Here is a 17,508-nt window from a genome sequence, read left to right as displayed (position 1 = left end):
GTCAGCCCATGAGTATTTCCAAACCCTTTATCCTGCGCCCGGTCGCCACCTCCCTGGTGATGCTGGCGCTGTTGCTGGCTGGCCTGCTGGGCTACCGGCTGCTGCCGGTGGCCGCCCTGCCCCAGGTGGATTACCCGATCATCCAGATATTCACCTTCAACCCCGGTGCCAGCCCCGATGTGATGGCACGCACCATTACCGCCCCGCTGGAGCGCAGCCTGGGACAGATTCCCGGGGTGAAGCAAATGTCCTCCACCAGCTCTACCGGTGCCTCCATTATTACCTTGCAGTTCCTGCTGGAAATTGACCTGGGTGTCGCCGAGCAGGAAGTACAGGCGGCACTGAATACCGCCAGCAACCTGCTACCCGGTGATCTGCCCACACCGCCGGTATATCGCAAGGTCAACCCGGCCGATGCGCCGATCATGACCCTGGCCGTCACCTCCGGCAGCCTGCCCTTGCCAGAGGTGTACGACCTGGTGAATACACGCATGGCGCAAAAACTGGCCCAATTACCCGGAGTGGGTATGGTCACCCTGGCCGGCGGCCAGCGCCCTGCGCTGCGCATCAAAGTAAACCCCAATGCCCTGGCCAATACCCAGTTGAGCATGGAGCAGGTACGCAACACCATCGTCACTGCCAACACCAACCAGCCCAAAGGCAGTTTTGACGGCACTTACCGCTCGACCATGCTCGATGCCAACGACCAGATACGCAGCCTGGACGAGTACCGCAACCTGATCGTCAGCTGGCGCGACGGTTCGCCGCTGCGCCTGGGCGATGTAGCCACTGTGGAAAACGGGGCGGAGGACCGCTTCCTCGCCGCCTGGGCCAATGAGCAGCCGGCGGTATTGATCAATATCCAGCGCCAGCCCGGTGCCAATGTGATTGAGGTCGCGGATAACATCCAGGCACTCCTGCCCAAGCTTACGGCCACCATGCCCGCCTCGGTCAGTATTGCTATCCTCAGCGACCGCACCCACAGCATCCGCGCATCCATCCGCGATGTGCAAAAAGAGCTGATTTTTGCCATCTTCCTGGTGGTCGCCGTCACCCTGGTTTTCCTGCGCTCGGTACCGGCCACCATTATCCCCAGCCTGGCGGTACCACTGTCGCTGATCGGCACCTTTGCCACCCTGTATTTCCTCGATTTTTCCATCAACAACCTCACCCTGATGGCGCTGACAATTGCGACGGGATTTGTGGTGGACGATGCCATCGTTATGCTGGAAAACATCGCCCGCCACCGCGAACAGGGCGAAACCCCGCTCAATGCGGCGCTCAAGGGTGCCGGTGAGATCGGGTTTACCCTGGTGTCCCTGACCATCTCGCTGATCGCCGTGTTAATCCCCCTGTTATTTATGGGCGACCTGGTAGGGCGCTTATTCCAGGAGTTTGCCATTACCCTGGCGGTGGCGATTGGCATTTCCCTGCTGGTATCCCTGACGCTCACCCCCATGATGTGCGCGCGCATGCTCAAGACGGCCCCCATGCACGACGACAGCAAGCCGGATTTTATGGAGCGGGTGATCCGTCGCTACGGCACACTGCTCGACAAGGTACTGGAGCACCAGACGGCGGCCATGGCGGTGATGCTGGGGACTATCGCGCTGACGGCGGGCTTATACCTGCTGGTGCCCAAAGGCTTTTTCCCAATCCAGGACAGTGGCGCTATCCAGGCCATTACCGAAGCGCCACAGGACACCTCCTTTGCCGCCATGACCGAGCGCCAGCAGCAGCTGGCCGAGCTGATCCTGCAAGACCCGGATGTGGAGGGGCTATCCTCGTTCATTGGCGTTGATGGCAGCAATATCACCCTCAACTCCGGGCGCCTGCTCATCAACCTCAAGCCCCATCACGAGCGCAGCAGCCATGCCAGCGATGTCATTCGCCGCCTGCAAGAGCGGATTGCTCCCACCAGTGGTATTACCGCCTGGTTCCAGCCGCTGCAGGAATTGAGTATCGAAGACCGTGTCAGCCGCACCCAATACCAGTTCACCCTGACCGCGCCGGACATTTCCCTGCTGGACGAATGGGCACCGCAGCTGCTGGAGCGCCTGCGCCATGAACCAGCCCTGGCCGACGTCACCACCGACCTGCAGACCCGCGGCCTGCAAGCCTATGTGGAGATCGACCGGGACGCGGCGGCGCGCCTGGGTGTGAGCGTAAGCAACATCGCCAGCAGCCTGCAAACAGCCTATGCCCAGCGCCAGATCGCCACCCTCTTTACCCAGGCCAACCAGTACCGGGTGGTACTGGAGGTGGACCCGGATTACGCCCAGGGCCTGAAAGCCCTGGAAAATACCTATGTAACCTCCAGCAGTGGCCGACCAGTATTACTCGCAACCCTGGCCAGCATCAGCCAGCGCCCGGCCCCTTTGCTGATCAACCACCAGAGCCAGTTCCCCTCAACCACCTTCTCGTTCAACCTGGCCGAGCACGCCTCGCTCGGTGAGGCGATCAGTGCCATCGAAGCCGTCCAGGTGGAACTGGCCTTGCCCGCCGGGGTGGAACTGCGCTTCCAGGGCGCCGCCGAAGCCTTCCGCGCCAGCCTCAGCAATACCCTGTGGCTGATACTTGCGGCCATTGTCACCATGTATATCGTACTGGGCGTGCTTTATGAGAGCTTTATCCACCCGGTCACCATCCTGTCCACCCTGCCCTCTGCCACCGTAGGTGCCCTGCTCGCGCTGCTGCTGGTGGGCCAGCCGCTGGATTTGATTGCGGTGATCGGGGTGGTGCTGTTGATTGGTTTGGTGAAAAAGAACGGCATCATGATGGTGGATTTTGCCCTGGACGCCCAGCGCAACCTGGGGATGAACCCGCGCCAGGCCATCCACCGCGCCGCACTGATGCGCTTCCGCCCGATCCTGATGACTACCCTGGCTGCGCTCTTTGGTGCAATTCCCCTGATGCTCGCCAGTGGTTCCGGGGCCGAGCTGCGCCAGCCGCTGGGCCTGGTGATGGTGGGAGGATTGCTGGTCAGCCAGGTGCTCACCCTGTTTACCACCCCGGTGGTTTACTTGTTCTTTGACCGCTGGGTCACCCGACGCCGCGCCACAGCAGACGCTGCCGAGGTACAGGGCTTATGACCATTGCCGAACCCTTTATCAAGCGCCCCGTTGCCTCCTGCCTGGTGGCACTGGGGATAGTGCTGCTCGGTTTGCTGTCCTGGCGCATGCTGCCGGTAGCGCCCCTGCCCCAGGTGGATTTCCCCGCCGTGCAGATCTACGCGGCACTGCCCGGCGCCAGCCCGGAGAGCATGGCAGCCACCGTTGCCACGCCACTGGAGCGCGCCCTAGGCAGCATTCCCGGCGTCACCGCTATCAACTCCAACTCAACCCAGGGCTCTACTTTCATCTGGGTTGAATTTACCCTGGACCGCGACCTGGACTCCGCCGCGCGCGACGTCCAGGCCGCACTTAACGAGGCGCGCGGCCAACTGCCGGCGGGTATGCCGGGCAATCCCGGCTACCGTAAGATCAGCCCATCCCAGGCCCCGATCATGGCCCTGGCACTCAGCTCGCCCAACCTGTCGCTGAGCGACCTCTACGATGCTGCCTCGACCATCCTCGCCCAGCAGCTATCGCAAATTAAAGGCGTTGGGCAGGTGGGGATCGACGGCGCCTCGCTGCCGGCGGTACGCATCCAGCTGAATCCCAACGCGCTGTCCAGCTACGGCATCGCCCTGGATGAGGTGCGCAATGCCATCAGCAACGCCAATGTGCAGCGCCCGCTGGGGCTGTTGGAAGAAAACGATTCGCGCTGGCAGGTCTACACCAACGAAAGCCTGCGCACGGCGGTTGACTACCAGGACCTGGTTATACGCTACGGCGAGGCCGGCCCGGTGCGACTCAGGGATGTCGCTACCGTGACCGACTCGGTGGAAAACCGCTATACCAATGGCTTCCACAACCAAAGCTCTGCGGTCACCCTGACCGTGAGCCGCCAGACCGGTGCCAACATTGTCGCAACCATCGATGCCATCAACGCCCAACTGCCAACCCTGCGCGCACTCATGCCCGCCGATACCCAGCTCAAGGTCGTGATGGATCGCTCACCCGGTATTCGCGCCACCCTGAAAGAGGCCGAAATCACCCTGATGCTGGCGGTACTGCTGGTGGTTGGCGTGGTCTGGGCCTTTTTACGCAGCCCGCAAAGTGCCCTGATTCCCAGCCTGTCGCTGCCGGTCTCCATCATCGGCGCCTTTGTGGTCATGTACCTCTGGGGCTTTTCGCTCAATAACCTGTCGCTGATGGCCCTGATCGTCGCCGCCGGGCTGGTAGTGGACGACGCCATCGTGGTGCTGGAGAACATCAAGCGCCATATCGAGCGCGGCGCACCGCCGTTCGAGGCAGCCATCCAGGGCGCGCGCGAAGTGGGCTTTACCCTGCTGGCCATGAATATCACCCTGGTGGTGATTTTCGTCTCCATCCTGTTGATGGGCGGGGTGATCGAAAAACTGTTCCGCGAATTCTCCATCACCCTCGCCGCTGCCATGCTGATCTCGCTGGTGGTATCGCTCAGCCTCACACCGGCACTGTGCGGCCAGTTACTCAAACCCGAGGCCCCAAAAGAGACCAAACCCGGCATTTTTGACGACCTCAAGCAAGGCTATGCCAGCCTGCTTTCCTGGGCGTTGCGCCACAGCCGTATCGTAATGTTGATCCTGGTCGGGGTTATCGGCGTGAATATCTACCTGTATATCGCCATCCCCAAAACCATGTTGCCCGACCAGGACACCGGGCAGATGACGGCGTTTATTCGCGGCGATGACGGCTTCTCCTTCCAGATCATGCAGCCCAAAATCGAAGCCTTCCGCCAATACCTGCTCACCGACCCGGCGATAGAAGACGTATTTGGCGCGAGCGGCGGTGGCAACGGCGTAACCAACGCCTGGATGCGCATCAGCCTCAAACCCATGGCCGAGCGCGGTGTGCCGGTGAGCGAGGTGGTCGACCGGCTGCGCCGCAATATGCCCAGGATTCCCGGCGCCATCATGATGGTCAACGCCGACCAGGATATCCGGCTCTCATCACCGTTCAGCCGCAGTTCCCACGAAGTCATGATGCTGTCCGATGACCTGCGCCTGCTGCACACCTGGGCCGCCAAGCTCACCACCGCCATGCAGCAAATGCCGGAAGTGACCGACATTGACGGCGTGCGCGAGGAGGGCACCCAGCAAGTCGTCCTCACCATCGACCGCGAAGCGGCCCAGCGCCTGGGGGTAGATATGGCGACCATTGCCAGCCTGCTCAACAACTCCTTTTCCCAGCGCCAGGTATCAACCATGTACGAGGCGATGAACCAGTATCGGGTCGTAATGGAACTGGAGCCTGGCTATACCGCCACACCGGATGTCCTGAACCACCTGCAAGTCATCACCCGCACAGGCGCGCGCGTCCCCCTCTCCACCCTGTCCAGTTTTACCTACGGGCTGGCAGAAGACCGCATCCGGCGCAGCAACCAGTTTGTCTCGGAAAGCATCGGTTATGGCCTGGCCGAAGGCTACAACGAGCAGCAGGCCCGCGCTGCTATCGAAACCAAGGTTGCGGAGTTGATGATGCCCAAGGAGGTCTACCTGGCCGCCCCCGGCAGCACCCGGCCCGGCTGGGGCCCCAGCGTACCCGGTATGTCGCAAAACCCGGCGATCCTGATCGGCTGCGTGCTGCTCGCGGTCTATCTGATCCTGGGGATTTTGTACGAAAGCACCATCCATCCGCTCACCATCCTCTCCACCCTGCCCTCGGCAGGCATAGGTGCGCTGCTGGCGCTGCAGCTCAGCGACACACCTTTCAGCCTGATCGCGATGCTGGGCCTATTTTTGTTAATTGGGATAGTGATGAAAAATGCGATCCTGATGATCGACTTTGCCCTGGAGCTGGAAAGACGCGAAGGCTTGTCGTCACGCGACTCCATCTACCAGGCAGCACTCATGCGCTTCCGCCCCATCCTCATGACCAACCTCGCCGGCGTCCTGGGCGCACTGCCGTTAATCCTCGGCTTTAACGAAGGCTCGGAACTGCGCACCCCGCTGGGCATCACCATCATTGGTGGATTGGCTGTCAGCCAGGTACTGACGCTGTTCACTACGCCGGTGGTGTATTTGTATATGGAGAAGGTGAGGAATTGGGGGCTGGGGAAGAAGTACGCTCATCCGGCAGGTGTTTGAATCATAGGTTTGGCGCTATTTATTCAAATAGCGCCACAAAATGGCGCAATTCCAAAAATTGCGCCATAATTGCGCCAAATCCAATTAAATTGCGCCAGTTAACATGTCAACCAATACCAGCGCCAGCAACCTGCTACTCCAGACTATCCAGGCCACCAACGGCCTTTCCCTGAACCAGCTACTGGAACAGCACCCCAATATTTCCCGCAGAACTGCCCAGCGGCTGATCAGTGAACTGATCGGGTCTGGCCAGATTGTGGCAACGGGTAAAGCGCGCTCAAGACGCTACTTTGCTGCCACCAAGAGCTCAACCGTCCTGGTTGGCTTTCCCGATTACATCCCTCTATCCTCCGACAGCAGAGACATAGTGGCCTATATCAACCAGCCACTTGCCGCCCGCAAACCGGTGGGATATCAGCTTGAATTCCTGGCGGCATACCAACCCAACAACAGCTATTACCTGCCCCAAACCCTGCGCCTTCAACTGCATAAAATGGGGCGTACCAAACTGCATCAGGAACCCGCCGGCACCTATAGTCGCGCTATCCTGAACCGCTTGTTAATCGACTTATCCTGGGCATCCAGCCACCTGGAGGGCAATACTTACTCACGCCTGGATACCATCGAATTAATCGAACAAGGCAAGGTGGCCCAGGGAAAAGCCTTGCTGGAAACACAGATGATCCTGAACCACAAAACAGCGATTGAAATGCTCGTTGCCAATAGTGATAGCGTCGGATTCAACCATTACACCCTGATGAATTTACACAGTGCGCTTGCCGAAAATTTACTGACCAATCCTGCCGATGAAGGCCGTATCAGGATGCACGCAGTCGATATCAGCCAAAGTGTTTATCGCCCCCTGGGCGCTCCACAGCAAATACAAACAGCGCTCGATATGCTGTTGACCAAGGTCAACCAGATCAACGATCCCTTTGAACAATCTTTCTTTATGATGGTGCACCTGCCCTATTTACAACCCTTTGCCGATATCAACAAACGCACCTCTCGCCTGGCTGCCAACCTGCCACTATTCCAGGCCAACCTCTGCCCACTCACATTTTTGGATGTTCCCGAACAAGCCTATAGTTGTGCCACTCTCGGTGTCTATGAGCTAACCCGAGTAGAACTATTACGCGATCTTTACTTGTGGGCTTACGAGCGCTCCACACAAGAATACCTGGCCATCAAACAAAGCCTTGCCGAACCCGACCCGGCAAGGCTGGTATGGCGAGATCTGATCAAAACCACGGTTAGAGATATAGTCCTGCATCCAGAAATAGACTCTCTCATAAAAATTAGTGACACCGTTGCAAACCATGTTACCGCAGCCGAGCGCACTAATGTGCAAGCATTGATTATTGAAGAATTGCGTCGATTACATGAGGGGGTATTGGCACGTTATGGATTGCGGCCTTCCGAGTTTTCGGCCTGGAAAAAAGTGCAGCAGCAATAACCTGGAAATATTCTACTTAACGTCCATTAAGCGGCTGCCGCAGATGGTCCTCTTGACTGTATGGTTAGAACAATATTCACCAATCGTCGCTCCGGTAAAGTCTAGTGTTGCAGTGATTGCAAATAAATATCCGACGATGATCGTTGGCATCCGTTAAACCCCAATTCTTTATGCTTTGCGATCCGCAGACAACGCATTTAATACCATGGATGGTTTTTGCCTGCGGATATTGATTAATATACTCACTCAAGGTCAGCGTTTTCCTGGCTATACGGCGGATTTCTCGAAATCGCCTGGTAACGATGTGAAAGATCACAAAGCCGATGAAAACCAGAAGAGCTACCCCCAAGATAGAATTTAATATATCGGTCAGCATATCGATTTGTCCTGATCTTCCCCACCAAAAGTAGACGCAGACTCAAGCAGCACACCGCTTTTCCTAATCTACGTCTAATCGTGTATATAAGGTTGAGCCACAACCTCTTTCAAATCACTACCTACCTCTAATTTCCCACAACCTCCTGCACCCTCATTAAACCCACCGCCGCATCCGATCCCTGCTGCGCATAGCGCAAGCCCTGCTGCACAAACATCTTGGCTTTTTGCGGCAAAGCCAACTGCACATAACTCTGCGCGAGCACCAGATACAAATCTGCGGAGCGGCGGTCGATGCGCAGGCCGCGCTCGGCGGTTGCTATAGCGCCCTGGTAGTTTTGGGACTGGTATTGGGTGCGGGCCTGGCGCAAAAGGCTTTCCACGGCGGGATTAATTGCTGGTGCCACAGGTTCCGGTTTTGGCGTGGGGACTACAACGGCAGGGTCAGGTCCGGGTTGCTGGATGTCCGGCTGTGGATACACCTGCGTATCGCGGGTAGGGGCAGGTTCATGGACAACGGATGTACAACCGGTTACCAGAGCAACCAGTATTAAAGGTAATAAACGCGGCAACATCATCGAGGGTTCATTCCAATCGCAGTGATTCAATAAGGATTAATTGTCTTTTTCTGCCGCGCGCAACAGGCGCGCAATTTCCTTCCACAAATCAAGATAGGCAAGCGCGGCGCGGCTGCGCTGATTGTAACTGGTCAGGGGCGCGCGGCGCAGTCCCATTTGCTCTACAGCCGCATCATTGGGTATCCAGGTTTTGAGCATGGGCACCGGCATTTTTTTGCTGTTTTCAATAGCCTCGCGATGCAGGCTGCGGCGCAGATCCACCTGGTTGAAAAAACCATAAATCCGTTCAGGGGCCGATTTTTTTGTTTTCAGAAACTCCACCACCTGTTCCATAGCACGGATACTGAGCGGGCTCGGAATCATGGGAATCAGCAGAATATCCACTTCCTGTAATAGCAATTCCACACTGGGCGATAAGGTGGGAGGGCAATCGAAAATCAATACATCGGCTTTGTCAGCCAGGGGTTTGAGCAGCTGTTTAAAGAACTTTTTATCCTTGGCCAACTCGTCAAATTCACTGTCGAGGCTGCGCAGGCTGAGGTCGGCAGGGATCAGCATCAGGCGCAGGTAAGGGCTGTATAGTTCCATTTCACCAATGGCTTTGCCCTTGCTGAACAGTTTGATAGCCTTGCTGGTTTCCGCCTCCTGTTGGCAAAACCAACTGGCGGCCGCCTGGGGGTCGAGATCCCAAAGGATGGTGTCTTTTTTGGCGGAGGCGGCCATATAGGCCATGTTGACTGCTGTGGTGGTTTTACCCACACCACCCTTGAGGTTGTAAAACGCAATCTTGATCATAGCTATCCCGGTCTTAGTGTCGTTATTACGCTCGGCCTCAGGTTGATGCAATGAATGGCCGCACCTGGAGTATTACCTTGTAGCATTTTTAACCAGGACCTTCAAAGGCATAGCGCATAAATCCTCACCTTTGCGTATTTATTTCCCGACTTATCACTCCCCGGGAGTAGAATCCCGCCCCCATTACTGGCTTGTTTGGCGAGAACCCCATGAACAGCGGTCACCCCTATGAAACCCTGACACCCGACCTGGTACTGGACGCGATTGAAGCAGCCGGTTTTATGACGGATGCACGCATCCTCGCACTCAATAGTTATGAAAACCGTGTTTATCAGGTGGGGATTGAGGGGGCATCTCCCTTGATCGCCAAGTTCTATCGTCCCGGGCGCTGGAGTGATGCCCAAATTTTGGAAGAGCACCAATTCACCCAAGCACTGCAAGACCTGGAAATCTCGGTGGTACCACCACTGGCCGATGGTGCAGGACACACCCTGCGCGAATACCAGGGCTTTCGCTTTGCACTTTACCCCCGCCAGGGCGGCCATGCGCCTAACCTCGATGATTTCGATGCCCTGCTTTCGCTGGGGCGCAGCCTGGGCCGCATCCACGCCCTGGGCAAAGCAAAGCCCTTCGACCTGCGCCCGGCCCTGGATATACAAAGCTTTGGCTACGACAGCTACCAGTTCCTGCTGGATAACGACTTTATTCCCGCAAGCCTGCGCGAATCCTATCGCAGCCTGGGAGCAGATTTGCTCAAGGGCTGCGATGCGATGTTCGCACGGGTGAAATACCAACCCATCCGCCTGCACGGCGATTGCCACCCGGGCAATATCCTCTGGCGCGACGAGCCGCATTTTGTCGACTTTGATGATGCCCGTATGGGACCCGCCGTACAGGATTTGTGGATGCTGCTCTCCGGAGAGCGGGACCAGCAAATTGCCCAACTCAGTGAGCTGCTGGAAGGGTACGGGGAATTTTGCGATTTTAACCCGGCCGAACTGGCGTTGATCGAGGCGCTACGCAGCCTGCGCATCATGCATTACAGCGCCTGGCTGGCGCGGCGCTGGGCCGACCCGGCCTTTCCCCGGCACTTCCCCTGGTTCAATAGCGAGCGCTATTGGGGCGAACACATCCTGGAATTGCGCGAACAACTGGCAGCTCTGAATGAGCCACCATTGGTTATTTGTTAACCAGATCGCATATATTTTTCAATGAGTTGACTGCCTCAAGTATCAATTATTACTATCCAGGCGCCATTTGAAGTGGCATTAACAATTAAACTCAATGGAAATAAGGAATACATAGATAAAACAATATTGTATGGGAGCACTATTTTTATTTTTCATGCTTTCAAGCATAAGTTATGCGCAAGAAGTTGAAGAGGTGGTCGTTACTGGCACTCCACCATCCAATGACATGGGCCCTGCTGGGCTAAGCTGGGGTGTTGATATTGGTGCTATGACCCAGCACATGATTTGGGAAATGCAGCATGCGCAAAGAGTTGAAGCAGGACGCTCTGTCTATGAAGCCATTCAAGCCAAGATAAAGTGGTGCGCGGAGACTAGAGCCAAAATTCCAGGCGCTAGAGCGCAATGCAGAACAAATGCTTTTACAACGTATTCAAACAATATGAATTATGTATGTGGTGGACAGACCTCTCAAACAACTTCCGGCTCGGTGTCAGCATGGATATTCGGCGGCGAGGTTTCGGTCACGATGTCTTGTCAAGTTATGCAGGAAGCCCAACGTGATGCAACTTTGGCGCGGTGTGAATCAGATACACTAAAAGTACAGCAGGCTGTTGACGCTCAGTGCAAAGGGATGTAGTCATTACTTTGCGATAAAAAGTAGCTCATTGTTAAATCCAAGGATTAAGTAAGCATGCGCAAGATTAAATTATTGTTACTGGCACTCCCAATCATCGTATTGGGAATATGGTTTGTTAATACACAGTTAAATATATCAAACGTCGAAACGGCAGACGCGGCGACGAATGCTATTGAGAATGTTCAGATTTCGTCCCAGTCTTTTGTTAAGCCTACTATTGGCAATCAATCATCGGCCTCTTTTAAACAAGATATGCTTATCGAGTGGAAGCTGGTTATGACACCGCAAGAAGAAGCTGAGCAGCGCGAATGGTTAAAAACCAGTGGAAACCATTACGGTATTACAGAATATGACAGCTATGATGTAGAGACATTAAAGAAATTGGCAGAGGCTGATGATGTTCAGGCAATGCATAAACTGGCGCGTTGGTATATGCAACTGGATAATTTTTTGGATTATGGATTTAAAGCTGCAGAACCTTTGCTATGGAAAGCTGCAATCTACGGTTCTACTGGGGCAATAGCAGAGCTTGCCTCGATTCAGGACAGCAAACGTTTTGGTGTAAGTGATGATGCAGAAAAGAGGGACCTCCTTTTGGAATCTTTTGCTTTGTATAAGGCGGCGGAGCTGCGTGGTGATCGCTGGGGATCATTAACGATGAAAAAGCCAACTATGAAAATTAATAACTATTCGTTCTCGCAACAGGAAGAGGCTGAAATTAATCGACGTGCGCAGAAAATTTACAATGAGCTACAAACACAACGCCATGAGATCGGACTGGGAGATTTTGATAATTCGGTTTCGCCTGCTGTGAAAAAGCTTTTTGATATCGTTGAAAATCCCCCCAGAAAATAGCTGGATTAGCGCATCAACCAACTAGAAATGCCTGGATAAAATATATTGGCACAATATTATTTTATCCAGGCATTTCATTCATAAAACTAAACCATATATCGAATATCGGCCTCTTATTAGATTATTCGCAGCATGGCTAGACAGCAAATTTGGGGAAAAACAATGGGTAATGTCCGGGATGATAAGCTAAAAGCAGCTATTGCATTAGGAGCCGTGACCTTTCCATATACAAAGCCAAACACAATGTTTACGCAGATCAGCAAACATAATCCTCTATTGGTCTGCATCTTCAAGCCCACATTCTTGTTGTATGAGAATACATCCAAAATGACGTAGGGATTCACGCAACCTTCGTTAGTAATAAACGCGCCTAATGGATTATTTATTAACCAGAACACTGGAAATCTGCCGGATTGCCCCCAATAATGGGCACTTCATTTGTTAGAGGACACATCATGACGCTTCCCGCCGCCGCCCTGGTTGTCGACAGCCTGTGGGAAAATATCCGCAGCCAAACCCGCAAACAGGCGGAATGCGAGCCGGTGCTGGCCAGTTTCCTCTACGCCACCATACTCAACCACGAGACGCTGGAAGCTGCCCTCAGCTTTCACTTGGCCAACAAACTCGATAGCCCGGCACTACCCGCGATGCTGATTCGCGAAGTTATTGAGGAGGCCCTGGCGGCAGATGTGACTATCGGTGAGGCCCTGCGCGCCGACCTGCTGGCCGTGAGTGAACGCGATTCTGCCTGCTGCTCGCTGGTTACCCCGCTACTCTACTTCAAGGGTTTCCATGCGCTCCAGGCCTACCGTATTGCGCACTGGCTCTGGCAGCAGGGGCGCGACTCCCTGGCGCTGTTCCTGCAAAACCGTATCTCCTCAGTCTTCGCTGTAGATATCCACCCGGCGGCGCGCATTGGCAAAGGCATTATGTTTGACCACGCCACCGGTATTGTAATCGGTGAGACTGCCGTGGTTGAGGACATGGTATCTATCATGCAATCGGTAACCCTCGGGGGAACCGGGAAAGAAGCCGGGGATCGACATCCCAAAGTCGGGCGCGGTGTTCTTATTGGTGCAGGCGCCAAGATCCTGGGCAATATCCGCATTGGCGATTGTGCCAAGATCGGCGCAGGCAGCGTTGTGATCAAAGATGTACCTGCGCGCGCTGTTGTTGCCGGGGTTCCCGCGAAGATCATCGGTGAGAACCTCTGTGGCCAACCCGCCCAGGAGATGGATCACCAGATCCGCCCCGCGTGATTTTCCTCCCCACCAAAAACGCCCTGCACCACTTTGGGCATGGCGTTTTCTTTTAGGGCGGACCAATCCCCCAAAGAGACCTGTTTCACATAATTTTCGCGCCAATCGGCATTTGGCTTATTTTTTGCTGCACGCAAGGCCTAACCCGCGAGGAGAGGCCTCATGCAATACACTAGACCTATGATTGATTTGGTGTACGAAGTCCGCCGCCGAGTTGATGCTGATATGAAACCCAGCGTGAAACTGGCGAACCCGGATCTCCTGAAGGAACTGGCCACGTATTACCAAGCGACCAAAGACACTATTACCAAAACCCTGATCAAAGAGCTGCTGACGATGGCAGGTGACGAGTGGGCAGCACTGCTCTTCCCCAAGCCGGAACAGGCGGAATACACTGCCCCCGATACACCGCGCCAAATCGTCAAGGTATACCGCGGCCAGACCATGCTGATCGATGCGCCATCGCAGCCTCAGGAACACAAACCTGGGCGCATGTACCGCGGCCAGCCGGTCTCGGATTAACCCCGTCCAGCAAGGCCCTAGTAAGCGGTTGGCAGATCAATCCCCAGGGATTCCCAGATAGCATCGACCCGATCTTTTACCGCTTGCTCCATCGCGATGGGCGTACCCCATTCGCGCTGGGTTTCGCCGGGCCATTTGTTGGTTGCATCGAAACCGATTTTGGAGCCCAAGCCTGACACAGGCGAGGCAAAATCCAAATAATCGATCGGGGTATTGTCCACCATCACCGTATCGCGAGCCGGATCCATTCGGGTGGTCATCGCCCAGATCACATCTTTCCAGTCGCGCGCGTTGACATCATCATCAGTGACAATCACAAACTTGGTGTACATAAACTGCCGCAAGAAACTCCACACGCCCATCATCACACGCTTGGCATGGCCGGGATATTGTTTCTTCATAGTGACCACCGCCATGCGATAGGAACACCCCTCCGGCGGTAAATAAAAATCGACAATTTCGGGAAACTGTTTTTGCAGGATCGGCACAAACACTTCATTGAGGGCGACACCGAGAATAGCCGGTTCATCGGGGGGACGACCGGTATAGGTGCTGTGGTAAATCGGATCGCGCCTGTGGGTAATACGCTCCACAGTAAATACCGGAAACTTGTCGACCTCGTTGTAATAACCAGTGTGATCGCCAAAAGGCCCCTCGGGAGCCATGTCGCCGGGTGCAATAAAACCTTCCAGAATGAACTCTGCGGAAGCCGGTACCTGCAAATCGTTGCCGATACATTGCACCACTTCCGTTTTATCGCCGCGCAGTAAACCGGCAAAGGCGTATTCCGATAAGGTATCGGGAACAGGGGTGACCGCACCGAGAATGGTTGCCGGATCAGCGCCCAGGGCCACTGCAACCGGGAAGGGTTTGCCGGGATGTTGCAATTGGAACTCGCGAAAATCCAGCGCGCCCCCGCGATGGGAAAGCCAGCGCATGATCAGCCGGTTTTTACCGATTTTCTGCATGCGATAAATACCGAGATTCTGGCGCTCCTTGTGCGGGCCGCGTGTTACCACCAATGGCCATGTCACCAATGGGCCGGCATCACCGGGCCAGCAGGTTTGGATAGGTAACTGATCCAGGTTTACCGCATCGCCTTCCAGTACAACCTCCTGGCTCGGCGCCTTGCCCACCACTTTGGGAGCCATATTCAACACCTGTTTGAAAATCGGCAATTTCTCCCAGGCATCCTTGAACCCCTTGGGTGGCTCAGGCTCTTTCAAAAATGCGAGCAATTTACCTACATCGCGCAGGGCACTAACAGACTCCTGCCCCATACCCAATGCCACACGCTCCGGTGTGCCAAATAAATTACCCAAAACGGGGATGGTGTATCCCCTGGGATTTTCAAACAATAATGCCGGGCCACCTGCGCGCAGGGTGCGATCGCAGATTTCTGTCATTTCCAGGTGTGGGTCGATTTCCTGCTTGATACGCTTTAATAAACCCCGCGCTTCAAGCAGCGCAATAAAATCGCGCAGATCGTTATATTTCATCAGTCGACTCTTTTTTGCTGTTGCTGATTTGATCGGTATACCGGGCCTATAAACACCGCAGCCCGCTGGGGGCACTGCGTCGGGGCTTACCCCGCACGCTGAGCTCCATACGGGCTACAGGTTTTGCTGAACAGGCGTAACGCTTATTTGCGTTTCATCGACAGGAAGAATTCATCATTGGTTTTGAAGTCTTTCAGTTTGTCGATCAGGAATTCTGTTGCCGCTATATCTTCCATATCGTTCAACAGGCGGCGCAAGATCCACACGCGCTGCTGCTCATCCTCTTTCATCAACAGGTCTTCACGGCGTGTGCCGGAACGACGGATATTGATGGCGGGATACACGCGCTTTTCCGCCAGCTTGCGGTCCAGGTGCAATTCGAGGTTACCTGTACCTTTGAATTCCTCGTAAATAACCTCGTCCATTTTGGAACCGGTATCCACCAGCGCCGTGGCAATAATACTCAGGCTACCGCCTTCTTCAATATTACGCGCCGCACCGAAGAAACGCTTGGGACGCTCCAAGGCATGGGCATCCACACCACCGGTCAACACTTTACCGGACGAGGGAATAACCGTGTTGTAAGCACGTGCCAGACGGGTAATGGAGTCGAGCAGGATGACCACATCTTTTTTGTGCTCAACCAGGCGCTTGGCTTTTTCGATCACCATATCGGCCACCTGTACGTGGCGTGCGGGCGGCTCGTCAAAGGTCGAGGCAACCACTTCACCACGCACCGAGCGCTGCATTTCAGTCACTTCTTCCGGGCGCTCGTCGATCAGCAATACAATCAGATGGCATTCGGGATTATTGCGCGTAATCGCCTGTGCAATATTCTGCATCATGATGGTCTTACCGGCCTTGGGCGGCGCCACAATCAAACCGCGCTGGCCCTTACCAATAGGCGCAATCAGATCGATGATTCGACCGGTCAGGTCTTCGGTGGAACCATTACCGGCTTCCAGCAAGATGCGCTCGTTAGGGAATAAGGGGGTGAGGTTTTCAAACAGGATTTTGTTGCGGGAGTTTTCAGGTTTGTCGAAGTTAATGTCATTAACTTTCAACAGGGCAAAATAGCGCTCACCTTCTTTGGGAGGGCGAATCTTGCCAGAAATTGTATCGCCGGTGCGCAGGTTAAAGCGGCGGATCTGGCTGGGCGAAACATAGATGTCATCGGGGCCTGCCAGATAAGAGCTGTCTGCTGAGCGCAGAAAGCCGAATCCATCCACTAATATCTCCAATACACCATCGCCGTAAATATCTTCACCACCTTTGGCGTGGCGCTTAAGGATATTAAAAATAATATCCTGTTTGCGCGAGCGGGCGATATTTTCCAAACCCATGCCATGGGCGATATCGATTAATTCTTCAATGGGTTTCTTTTTAAGGTCGGTAAGATTCATAGAGAAAGACTTTGTGGATGTGAAAGTTATTGCAGATGTTTCTGCCCGCAGGCAAAAGATGTTGTGAAAGCAGATACGCTATTTGACGTTAATTTTTGCTGTTATTAGGCTCGCTGCGACCTCGCCAGCTCTTACATTATCAGACAGATTGACCGGGCAATAGACTCTTGCACCTTACATGCGTTGCCGGATAGGACCAGAGCGGGAACAACAGGAAGTTAGGGTTTATTCGTCCGTAGGGGAAATCTATTAGTGATTCAGGGAGGAACAAACGACAGATTGCCTGAGTATAGCGGCTATTTTCCGGTAGTGCAAAAACAAATTGGGCCGTCTTGCGACAGCCCAATCGGGAACTTACAGTGCACCGTTAATGAAATCGACCAATTGTGGTTTACTCAGGGCTCCCACTTTGGTGGCATGGGCAGCACCGTTCTTGAAGATGATCAGGGTCGGAATACCGCGCACATTGAACTTGGCAGCACTCTCTTTGTTGTCATCCACGTTTAATTTGGTAATTTTCAATTTACCCTCAAACTGCTCGGCCAGGTCGTCCAGAATGGGGGCAATCATCTTGCAAGGGCCACACCAAGGCGCCCAAAAATCAACCAATACAGGAATATCAGCAGCAATGACTTCCTGTTCAAAGCTGGCGTCACTGATATGGACAATAGCGTCACTACTCATAAAAACTCCGGGGTTTAAGGCGTTGAACCAGGGCCAGGGCCCTGAAAAGACTGGGGCAATAATAAGGACTCCACCCCAGGCAG

13 protein-coding genes are annotated in these 17,508 nt (G+C 54.6%); 8 read left to right on the top strand and 5 right to left on the bottom strand.

What is annotated here, in order from left to right:
* Nucleotides 1–8 precede the first annotated feature (8 nt).
* The 3 genes from CJA_RS01835 to CJA_RS01825 all read left to right on the top strand — a co-directional run bounded on the left by CJA_RS01835 (nt 9) and on the right by CJA_RS01825 (nt 7,628).
* Nucleotides 9–3,092, top strand: coding sequence for a multidrug efflux RND transporter permease subunit (locus CJA_RS01835; RefSeq protein ID WP_012486054.1), 3,084 nt, complete (start codon nt 9–11; stop codon nt 3,090–3,092).
* Nucleotides 3,089–6,172 (top strand): efflux RND transporter permease subunit, encoded by a 3,084-nt coding sequence (locus tag CJA_RS01830; protein WP_012486053.1) that lies wholly within the window; start codon nt 3,089–3,091, stop codon nt 6,170–6,172. The genes CJA_RS01835 and CJA_RS01830 overlap by 4 nt, the downstream gene beginning before the upstream one ends.
* 103 nt (nt 6,173–6,275) lie before the next feature.
* Entirely contained in the window at nt 6,276–7,628 is a 1,353-nt protein-coding gene (locus tag CJA_RS01825; RefSeq protein ID WP_012486052.1) for a Fic family protein, read from the top strand.
* 503 nt (nt 7,629–8,131) lie between these two features.
* Here CJA_RS01825 and CJA_RS01815 read toward each other — a convergent pair.
* Nucleotides 8,132–8,581, bottom strand: a complete 450-nt coding sequence (locus CJA_RS01815) for a tetratricopeptide repeat protein (protein ID WP_148208781.1) — start codon at nt 8,579–8,581, stop codon at nt 8,132–8,134.
* A 36-nt stretch (nt 8,582–8,617) separates the two neighbouring features.
* Entirely contained in the window at nt 8,618–9,376 is a 759-nt protein-coding gene (locus CJA_RS01810; protein WP_041550914.1) for a ParA family protein, read from the bottom strand.
* Between the two features lie 209 nt (nt 9,377–9,585).
* Between CJA_RS01810 and CJA_RS01805 the strand changes: the two genes are divergently transcribed.
* The 5 genes from CJA_RS01805 to CJA_RS01785 all read left to right on the top strand — a co-directional run bounded on the left by CJA_RS01805 (nt 9,586) and on the right by CJA_RS01785 (nt 13,839).
* Entirely contained in the window at nt 9,586–10,566 is a 981-nt protein-coding gene (locus CJA_RS01805) for a serine/threonine protein kinase (protein WP_012486049.1), read from the top strand.
* 130 nt (nt 10,567–10,696) lie between these two features.
* Nucleotides 10,697–11,203 (top strand): hypothetical protein, encoded by a 507-nt coding sequence (locus CJA_RS01800; RefSeq protein ID WP_041550912.1) that lies wholly within the window; start codon nt 10,697–10,699, stop codon nt 11,201–11,203.
* A gap of 54 nt (nt 11,204–11,257) precedes the next feature.
* A complete protein-coding gene (locus CJA_RS01795) occupies nt 11,258–12,058 on the top strand; it encodes a hypothetical protein (RefSeq protein WP_012486048.1) in 801 nt (266 codons plus the stop codon).
* A gap of 455 nt (nt 12,059–12,513) precedes the next feature.
* A complete protein-coding gene (gene cysE, locus CJA_RS01790) occupies nt 12,514–13,317 on the top strand; it encodes a serine O-acetyltransferase (RefSeq protein WP_012486047.1) in 804 nt (267 codons plus the stop codon).
* 162 nt (nt 13,318–13,479) lie between these two features.
* Nucleotides 13,480–13,839, top strand: a complete 360-nt coding sequence (locus CJA_RS01785; RefSeq protein WP_012486045.1) for a hypothetical protein — start codon at nt 13,480–13,482, stop codon at nt 13,837–13,839.
* Nucleotides 13,840–13,856: 17 nt separating this feature from the next.
* Here CJA_RS01785 and ubiD read toward each other — a convergent pair whose 3' ends face one another.
* From ubiD to trxA, 3 genes are all read right to left on the bottom strand, one after another.
* On the bottom strand, nt 13,857–15,338 hold the full coding sequence (ubiD, locus tag CJA_RS01780) for a 4-hydroxy-3-polyprenylbenzoate decarboxylase (protein ID WP_012486044.1): 1,482 nt from the start codon (nt 15,336–15,338) through the stop codon (nt 13,857–13,859).
* Nucleotides 15,339–15,481: 143 nt separating this feature from the next.
* Nucleotides 15,482–16,741: a transcription termination factor Rho gene (gene rho / locus CJA_RS01775; RefSeq protein ID WP_012486043.1), complete on the bottom strand. Its 1,260-nt coding sequence runs from the start codon at nt 16,739–16,741 to the stop codon at nt 15,482–15,484.
* A 354-nt stretch (nt 16,742–17,095) separates the two neighbouring features.
* Nucleotides 17,096–17,425: a thioredoxin TrxA gene (gene trxA, locus CJA_RS01770; protein WP_041550910.1), complete on the bottom strand. Its 330-nt coding sequence runs from the start codon at nt 17,423–17,425 to the stop codon at nt 17,096–17,098.
* Nucleotides 17,426–17,508: the final 83 nt, after the last annotated feature.

The organism is Cellvibrio japonicus Ueda107, assembly GCF_000019225.1.
GTDB lineage: Bacteria > Pseudomonadota > Gammaproteobacteria > Pseudomonadales > Cellvibrionaceae > Cellvibrio > Cellvibrio japonicus.
The sequence above is the reverse complement of the archived record's forward strand: the minus strand, read 5'-3'. Positions and strand labels throughout refer to the sequence as shown.